This window comes from Planktothrix sp. FACHB-1365 (genome assembly GCF_014697575.1).
Classification (GTDB): Bacteria; Cyanobacteriota; Cyanobacteriia; order Cyanobacteriales; family Microcoleaceae; genus Planktothrix.
The window spans coordinates 25,753-34,220 of sequence record NZ_JACJSC010000046.1; the positions used below are offsets into that span (position 1 = coordinate 25,753).

The window sequence follows — 8,468 nt, forward strand, 5'->3', positions numbered from 1 at the left end:
CCTTGAAACTATGCCCGAAAATACTGCGTTTCTTTATCCTTTTATTCAAAATAAAAAATGGGGATATATTAACCAAGCCGGACAAGTCGTAATTGAGCCGCAATTTGAATCAACATTAGGATTTTCGGAAGGACTAGCCCCCGTTAAAATTAAATCTCAAAAAGGTTATATTGATTTAAAGGGAAATCTAGTGATTCCGGCTAAGTTTGATGTGGCTTGGGGTTTTTCCGAAGGACTGGCGGCGGTTAAAATTAATGATAAATGGGGATATATTGATAAAACGGGAAAATTTATGATTCCCCCTCAGTTTAACTTTGCTTGGAGTTTTTCGTCTCAACTCGCTGCGGTGCAAAAAGATAAAAAGATGGGCTATATTAACCATCAAGGAGAATGGGTAATTTCCCCTCAATTTGATAATACCTCGGAATTTAAAGAAGGATTAGCCGCTATTAACTTGCAAGGAAAAGTTGGTTATATTAATACAATGGGAAATATAGTAATTTCCCCTCAATTTGATTTAAGTTGGCGGTTTTCTGAAGGATTAGCGATGGTTTTAGTTAAAGATAAAATGGGATATATTGATAAAACGGGAAATATAGTAATTCCTCCAGAATTTGATTATGGGTGGGATTTTTCCCAAGGGTTAGCGGTAGCCAGAAACGGCAGAAAATGGGGTTATATTAATCATCAGGGAAATTTTGAGATTGCTTTACAATATGAAGAAACTGCTAATTTTTCCGAAGGGTTAGCAGCCGTGAAAATTAAACAAAAATGGGGTTATATTAATCAAAAAGCGGTGATAAAAATACCCCTTCAGTTTGATAGTGCCAATGAATTTAAACAGGAATTAGCAGCCGTTAGAATTAAAGATGAATGGGGGTATATTAATTCAGCAGGTGCATGGGTTTGGCAACCTACAAAATAAATTGTTAATTTTAGTTGAATTGTTCAAATAATTACGCATTGAGAATTAATAAATAATGTTTCAGTCCCGCCATAGGATTCTATTAGTTGAAAGCCTCTATGTAGTAAGCCCTTCAGGGCTTTCATTTAGCAGTTAGTAGAAAGTTAAAAACAATAATTGTATGATCAGGCAATCGACTCGTTTCAGTCCCGCAAGCGGGATTCTATTAGTAGAAAGGAATGGATATTAGGCAGAATTATTGGACGGTTAGCAGGTTTCAGTCCCGCAAGCGGGATTCTATTAGTAGAAAGGATTGCTTCGGGATTGGGAGATTAAAAGAAAAGAGTTGTTTCAGTCCCGCAAGCGGGATTCTATTAGTAGAAAGATGGCAGAATTTAATCCATCCACTCAATATGCGCTAGAAATGTTTCAGTCCCGCAAGCGGGATTCTATTAGTAGAAAGAAGCCAGTTTTTTTAGGTTCTCGCGCTGTTCCTGTGTTTCAGTCCCGCAAGCGGGATTCTATTAGTAGAAAGCCTTAGCCAATAATTTCAAGCTGGCAATATCAACGGGCTGTTTCAGTCCCGCAAGCGGGATTCTATTAGTAGAAAGCAGCAACGATAAAAGCAATCGCTTGGATTATGTTAGTTTACGTTTCAGTCCCGCAAGCGGGATTCTATTAGTAGAAAGACTGCCCCCTGAAACTGGGACAGAGTAGGCATTCTGAAGCCACTTTTCGTGAACCTCATTTTTTGCCTCATTTCAGCCTTCATTATTGCAACAGATTAGCAATAACTAACCGAACTCAAAAGTAAAAACTATTGAATTGTCGAGGTTCTGGCGTTTTTCGTGAATCCCCCCAGGTTTTCGCTCCCGCTTCGATTCACGAAAACTATAATAAACCAAAGGCAACTGCTTGTCAAGATTAATTTTCTATGGTAAATAAGCAGCGTTTCTCAAATCCATAGCAAAAATTTGATAAAAACGTTATGGTGATTCTCTAAACCGCTTGATTCATATCCAGAAATCCTTGAAAAGGAGAATAGTCTCATGTCAGATATTCTTAATGCTCAGTCACCCCATCATGTTGTCATTGTCGGAGGTGGATTTGGCGGACTCTATGCAGCAAAAACCCTGGGACGTTCTTCCGTTAAAGTCACGTTAATTGATAAACGGAATTTTCATCTATTTCAACCTTTATTATATCAAGTAGCTACGGGAAGTTTATCCCCTGGAGATATTGCTTCACCCTTGCGAAGCGTGTTGAGAGATAATAAAAATACTCAAGTTTTAATGGGGGAAGTTGTTAATTTAAACCCCAATGAAAATAAATTAATTCTGAATAATGGGGAATTAAATTATGATACCTTAATTGTCGCCACAGGTGTTTCACATCATTATTTTGGAAATGACCAATGGGCACCCCTAGCTCCCGGATTAAAAACCGTTGAAGATGCGTTAGAAATGCGACGCAGAATTTTTTCAGCCTTTGAAGCCGCAGAAAAAGAAACTGACCCAGAAAAACGCCAAGCCTTATTAACATTTGTGGTGGTAGGAGGTGGCCCCACTGGAGTTGAATTAGCGGGTGCTTTAGCCGAAATTGCCTATCGAATTTTGAAGGAAGAATTTCGCAGTATTGATACCTCAGAAACCCAGATTATATTATTAGAAGGAATGGATCGAATTTTGCCGCCATTCCCCCCGGAATTATCGGCTGAGGCTCAAAAAGGGTTAGAACACTTAGGGGTAACAGTTCGCACAAAAACCTTAGTAACCAATATTGATAATCAGGTTGTAACATTGAAATCGGGAGAGGAAATTGAACAGATTTCCGCCCAAACAATTTTATGGGCAGCGGGGGTAAAAGGGTCTAAAATGGGAGAAGCGATCGCTCGGACAACAGATGCTAAATTAGATCGAGTCGGACGGGTTATCGTTGAACCTAATTTAACAGTTCCTAACCATCCTAATATTTTTGTGATTGGAGATTTAGCCAATTTTTCCCATCAAGGAGATCAACCTTTACCCGGTGTTGCTCCTGTTGCTCAACAGCAAGGAATTTATGTAGCAAAATTAATCCAAAAACGCTTAAAAGCTCAAACTTTACCTGCTTTTCATTATATTGATTATGGCAGTTTAGCCGTTATTGGTCGAAATCAAGCGGTTGTTAATCTTAATTACCTAAAATTTTCGGGTTTATTGGCGTGGTTAGCTTGGGTTTTTGTTCATGTTTTCTTCTTGATTGAGTTTGACAATAAACTCTTAGTCATGATTCAATGGGCTTGGAGTTATTTTACTAATCAAGGCGGTGCCCGTTTGATTACAAATGAAGGCTTATCGGGAAAAAATAATAATATTGAAATCTCTCCTACAATTGAAGCAAAAAATACCGTTCAAGTTTAACGGTTTAGGGTGCTAAAATAGCACCCTGATTTTGAATTTATAAAATAGAATTTATTTTTTTCTATCCCATCAAATTTAATTTCCCTCCAAACAGGGGAAGCTACTCAAAAAATAAGTATCAAGTTTAGAGTTGAAATTTTATCAGTTTATTCCCAATTTCTAAGAATATAAACAAGCACAGCCAGTTTCAGCGTAAAACTTTCGCCTGTTTGAGCCGTCTTGACTCATGACTTGGGTGTTAATTGCACCACTCATTCACAATTAATGGCATAATCAAACAAAATAGGGTCAATATTGTTGCTATGGTCGGTCAGCTTTTAGACGGACGCTATCAAGTCATCGACGTGATTGAGTCAACGGAGTTCGGGAAAACCTATCTCGCCAAAGATACTCGCCGACCGGGTGAGTCGTTGTGTTTTGTTAAGCATTTGCATCTCGCCCCAGAAGATGCCAAACTCGTCAATGTAGCCCGTCAGCGCTTTCAACAAGAAGCCAAGGTCTTAGAAAAACTGTCTCAACATGATCAAATTCCGCACCTGTTGGCTTATTTTGAAGAAAATCGAGAATTTTATTTAGTCGAATCTTATATTGCAGGTCATTCCTTAATTGATGAAATTTTACCCGGTCAGCCCTTAACAGAAAATCAAGTTATAAATTTGCTAACGGATGTGTTAGGAATTCTCCAGTTTGTACATCAACAGGGAGTCATTCATCGGGATATTAAACCGGGTAATTTAATCCGTCGTCAAACCGATGGAAAAATTGTGCTACTGGATTTTGGGGCGGTTAAAGAAATTCATCTCAACTCTCATCAGAATTCCCCCACCAGTCGTGTTGGGACTCTGGAATATATGCCTCTTGAACAATTCCAATGTCATCCCCATTTTAATAGTGATATTTATGCTTTGGGAATGGTTGCAATTCAAGCATTAACGGGTTTACCTGTATCTGAATTACCCAAATTACGGAAAAATAATGGCTCTAATGTTGGGGACATTGTTTGGCGACATTTAGCGATTATTAGTGTTGAATTGGGCGATATTATTGATAAAATGGTTTGTTCAGATTATCAGCAACGGTATCAATCTGCTGATGAAGTTCTATCGGCTCTTAAAACGTTTCAATCTCCCTATTCTCCTAACCTTTCTAAATCTAAACTAGAAATTTATCGGGAAGAAGTTAAAAGTTGCGCCAACCATCATCGCGGTGAAATTTCGATTATTGGTCGGCAAATTTTAGAAGAATTACGCTTAAGTTTAGAGTTGTTACCGGAGGAAGCAGAAGCAATTGAAGATGAAATTTTAAACCCCTATCGCAAATATCGAGAAAAGGGAGAACGCTATGAACAAGCGTTAATTGCAACGATGCAACAAGAATATCCCTTTACCCCTGAAACCCGTGAAGAATTACAACGATTACAACAACTCTTAGGCTTAACGGATGAAGATATTGCAGCTATTGAAAAGTCGATTTTACCCCAATCTATTTTAAGTCAAATTGCTCAAGTTATCCAGAATTTTAGTTGGAATCCAAAGCCATACTTATCTCCAAAAACGGAGTCTAAATTCTTTAAAAAACCTCATCTATCTCAACTGCTTTGGTTGGGATTAGGTTTGGTTAGTTTATTGGGAATTATTCTAGCAACCTATGAATATCAAAAATGGAGAAATGTACAACAATTACAAACTCAAAACTTGAATAAAATTAATGAATTTTTAGCCGTTGGAAATTATGATCAATGTTTAGATGAAGCTCAAAAGATGGCTGAACTCTCTCGTCAGAATAAAGTTCTTCAAAATCTGATTCAACAATGTCAAGATAAAGTGTTTTGGAAAACCGTTACGCCTCAAAATTTTGCTCAAAATTCCGATGCGGTTTGGGCCGTTACCTTTAGTCCCGATGGTCAAACTCTCGCCACGGGGAGTGAAGATACACTGGTAAAACTCTGGGATATTCAAAGTGGAACAGAAACTAAACGTTTAGAAGGAGATGCTTCTCCGATTTATTCAGTTGATTTTAACTCCGATGGCACAGAAATCTCCTCTGGAAGCGCATTTTGGCAAATCTTAGAATGGAATCTAACCACTGGACAACCTTATCAACCCCTACAACATTTAGCAACAATTTGGTCAGTGGATGTTAGCCCGGATAATCAAAAAATTGCCAGCGCCAGTGCGGATAAAACAGTTAAAATTTGGAATCGAAAAACAGGAGAAATTTTACAAAATTTAACAGACCATCAAGATGAGGTTTATGTCGCTATTTTTAGCCCCGATAATCAACTTTTAGTGACAGGTTCTAAAGATCAAACGATTAAAATTTGGAAGGTAGACACCGGAGAATTAATGAATACTCTCACCGGACATTTAGAGGCCGTTCGCTCACTAGCCATCAGTTCTGATGGTAAAATAATTGTCAGTGGGAGTTTGGATAATACCGTCAAAGTGTGGAACCTAGAAACCGGAGATTTAATTCATACCCTCACCGGACATACTAACGATGTTTTATCCGTTGCCATTAGTCCTGATAATAAGATTATTGCTAGTGGTAGCCGAGATAAAACCATTAAACTCTGGAATTTAAAAACAGGAGAATTATTAAATACCTTAACCGGACATCAAGATGAGATTTATTCGGTTAAATTTAGTCCCGACGGAAATCGTTTAGTCAGTGGAAGTAAAGACAAAACGATTAAATTCTGGTTACGTTAATACAAACCGCGTAGAAACTAGAGAGACGCGCCGTGGCACGTCTCTACAAAAAAAGCTAAATTCCTAATGCTGCCAGCGTTGCAGGGCCAGCAATACCATCGGCGGAGAGTCCACAATCTGCTTGAAAAGCTTTAACAGCATGGGCGGTTAGTTTCCCATAGTAACCTGTGGAGTTCGCATTAAAATAACCCAGGTTAGCTAAACGATTTTGCAGTTTTTTGACCTGATAGCTACTGTCACCCCGCGACAGATAGCCACTACCTCCGCCACAATGATGACTACAGCCATAACTGGTATCAGTATAGTGATGCTTCTTCGGTTTATGATATCCACCGACTCCTAACGCTGATGCCGTTGCAGGGCCAACAACTCCATCGGGATGCAAGCCATAATCTCTTTGAAACGCCATAACTGCGTGTTTCGTGACTTTACCAAAGTAACCCGTTGCTTTGCCACCAAAATAGCCATAGTCCTGCAACGCATATTGAACTTTTTTCACACCATAGCCACTATCTCCATAGTAGAGGGAGGCACTAGCAGGTTGGCTCACGCTGACGATGGATAAGCCAATGGCTGTTGCCACAATAGGCATCCAAACCGCCGTTGACATTTGACTCCAATTTATACCTCGGAATAGTACCAAACCGCCATTGAGATGGGGTTGCCGAGGAGACTCATAAGCAGAAACAAGATGATTATAAGCAAGCGTATCCATGAAATCCTCGATGAATGGCTCAAAATTACAATAAGCAGTAGTGAATCTGATTAAAATTCAGCTACTAACCCTTAATTTATAGCTTTCAGATCAATTAACGTCCAGAGTAATTTTATTTTTTCCGAAACTTTTATTAAAACTTAACAAAAACATTGTCATTTTTGAGAGGCACAAACTTTATAGTTTACTATAAATCCAAAAATACGAATCCGACTTGCGGAGAAAGAATGGTTAATTTTTATATCGGGATTGATTTTGGCACGTCCGGTGCTCGTTCTATTACGATTAATCCTCAAGGAATAGTGGTAGCTGAAACTCAATTTCCGTTTCCCCCCTTAACAGACTCTTCGGGACACATTGCCCTTTGGAAAACGGCTTTATTCGCAGTGATTCAAGAAATTCCAGTGAAGGTTCGCCGTCAAATTCAAAGAATTGCAATTAATGGAACCTCTGCCACTGTGCTACTTTGTGATACTCAGGGGATCCCCGTGGATTCCCCTATTTTATACAATGATAGCCGAGGTGCTACCGTTCTAAAATTGTTAAAGAAAATTGCTCCCCCTGATCATTGTGTCATGAGTGCCACTTCTAGTTTAGCCAAACTGATCTGGTGGTTAACGGTTAAAAAGATTGATATTAAACAACAACAATTAGGTTGTTTATACTTTCTCCATCAAGCTGATTGGTTAGGATTTTTGCTGCATGGAAAATTAGGGATTAGTGATTATCATAATAGTTTAAAATTAGGTTATGATGTAGAGAATTTTTCCTATCCCCATTGGTTAATTAACAGTTTAAAATCCCTGATCAATTTAGATCGATTGAAACTTCCTGATGTCGTTGCTCCGGGAACTCCCATCGCTACAATTACCCCAGAAATAGCAGAACAATTACAGTTACCCAAAACCTGTAAAGTTTGTGCAGGAACCACCGATAGTATCGCTGCATTTTTAGCAAGTGGGGCAAATGTTCCAGGGGAGGCCGTCACCTCTTTAGGCTCAACATTAGTTTTAAAACTCCTCAGTAAAACTCCCGTAAATAATATTAAATATGGTATTTATAGCCATCGTTTAGGGGATTTATGGTTAACGGGAGGTGCATCTAATACGGGAGGTGCCGTATTACGTCAATTTTTTAGCCCTCTTGAATTGGAAACTTTCAGTCGTCAGATTAACCCTAATAATAATAGTCATTTACATTATTATCCCTTAATTAAAAAAGGCGAGCGTTTTCCGATAAACAATCCTGAATTACTTCCCGGTCTTGAACCTCGTCCTGAAAATCCTGTTGAGTTTCTCCAAGGGTTATTAGAAAGTATGGCTAAAATTGAAGCTCAAGGTTATCAACTTTTACAACAGCTTGGTGCAACTCCGTTAACTCAAGTTTATACCGCCGGAGGTGGAGCCCAAAATTCAACTTGGACAGCTATTCGTCAGCGCTATTTAAACGCTCCTGTAGTCCAACCTATTCATACAGAAGCCGCCTATGGTAGCGCGTTACTTGCCTTAAAGAAAGTAAAAAATGAAGCTTAAGATATTACTATCTCATACTCAGTTAAATTCAAAATCAGGAACACTGAAGATTGCAGAGAAAACTGGAGTCAGAGATAAGGTCAAGCCCTCGGTCTGTTAGTGTGTCTCGGCTGCATCCATCGCTGGACTTCGACCTAACACCTATAAACGGGTGTTCTGCCCGTGACCTTACTTGGTTAAGCCAATGAGAGTAATCATCTTGAG

The 8,468-nt window shown here is 38.9% G+C and carries 5 protein-coding genes, 1 rRNA gene and 1 CRISPR repeat array; of the genes, 4 read left to right on the plus strand and 2 right to left on the minus strand.

The annotated features are described in order from the left end of the window. The first annotated feature begins 10 nt into the window (after nt 1-10). The 3 genes from H6G57_RS27310 to H6G57_RS27320 all read left to right on the plus strand — a co-directional run bounded on the left by H6G57_RS27310 (nt 11) and on the right by H6G57_RS27320 (nt 6,017). The gene (locus H6G57_RS27310) at nt 11-925 is read left to right on the plus strand and encodes a WG repeat-containing protein (RefSeq protein WP_190524758.1); all 915 of its coding nucleotides are present in this window, start codon (nt 11-13) and stop codon (nt 923-925) included. Between the two features lie 106 nt (nt 926-1,031). Further along, nucleotides 1,032-1,593: direct repeats of the CRISPR family, unit length 37 nt; unit sequence GTTTCAGTCCCGCAAGCGGGATTCTATTAGTAGAAAG. Nucleotides 1,594-1,953: 360 nt separating this feature from the next. Continuing rightward, nucleotides 1,954-3,306 carry an NAD(P)/FAD-dependent oxidoreductase gene (locus H6G57_RS27315; protein ID WP_190524760.1) on the plus strand — a complete coding sequence of 451 codons (1,353 nt, stop codon included), beginning with the start codon at nt 1,954-1,956 and terminating at the stop codon, nt 3,304-3,306. Between the two features lie 302 nt (nt 3,307-3,608). Next, nucleotides 3,609-6,017 (plus strand): serine/threonine-protein kinase, encoded by a 2,409-nt coding sequence (locus tag H6G57_RS27320; RefSeq protein ID WP_190524762.1) that lies wholly within the window; start codon nt 3,609-3,611, stop codon nt 6,015-6,017. Between the two features lie 55 nt (nt 6,018-6,072). Here the strand turns inward: H6G57_RS27320 and H6G57_RS27325 are convergent, their stop codons facing one another. After that, nucleotides 6,073-6,732, minus strand: coding sequence for a peptidoglycan-binding protein (locus H6G57_RS27325; protein WP_190524764.1), 660 nt, complete (start codon nt 6,730-6,732; stop codon nt 6,073-6,075). A 227-nt stretch (nt 6,733-6,959) separates the two neighbouring features. On the opposite strand from H6G57_RS27325, the gene H6G57_RS27330 reads away from it, so the two are divergent. Next, nucleotides 6,960-8,264: an FGGY-family carbohydrate kinase gene (locus H6G57_RS27330; RefSeq protein WP_190524766.1), complete on the plus strand. Its 1,305-nt coding sequence runs from the start codon at nt 6,960-6,962 to the stop codon at nt 8,262-8,264. 76 nt (nt 8,265-8,340) lie between these two features. Here H6G57_RS27330 and H6G57_RS27335 read toward each other — a convergent pair. Next, nucleotides 8,341-8,468, minus strand: a 23S ribosomal RNA gene (locus H6G57_RS27335); the annotation flags it as partial.

What these genes read in the sequence shown, in the direction of transcription:
- H6G57_RS27310 (WP_190524758.1), top strand. Translation starts at nt 11, where the DNA reads ATGCCCGAAAATACTGCGTTTCTTTATCCTTTTATTCAAAATAAAAAA.
- H6G57_RS27315 (WP_190524760.1), top strand. Translation starts at nt 1,954, where the DNA reads ATGTCAGATATTCTTAATGCTCAGTCACCCCATCATGTTGTCATTGTC.
- H6G57_RS27320 (WP_190524762.1), top strand. Translation starts at nt 3,609, where the DNA reads ATGGTCGGTCAGCTTTTAGACGGACGCTATCAAGTCATCGACGTGATT.
- H6G57_RS27325 (WP_190524764.1), bottom strand. Translation starts at nt 6,732, where the DNA reads ATGGATACGCTTGCTTATAATCATCTTGTTTCTGCTTATGAGTCTCCT.
- H6G57_RS27330 (WP_190524766.1), top strand. Translation starts at nt 6,960, where the DNA reads ATGGTTAATTTTTATATCGGGATTGATTTTGGCACGTCCGGTGCTCGT.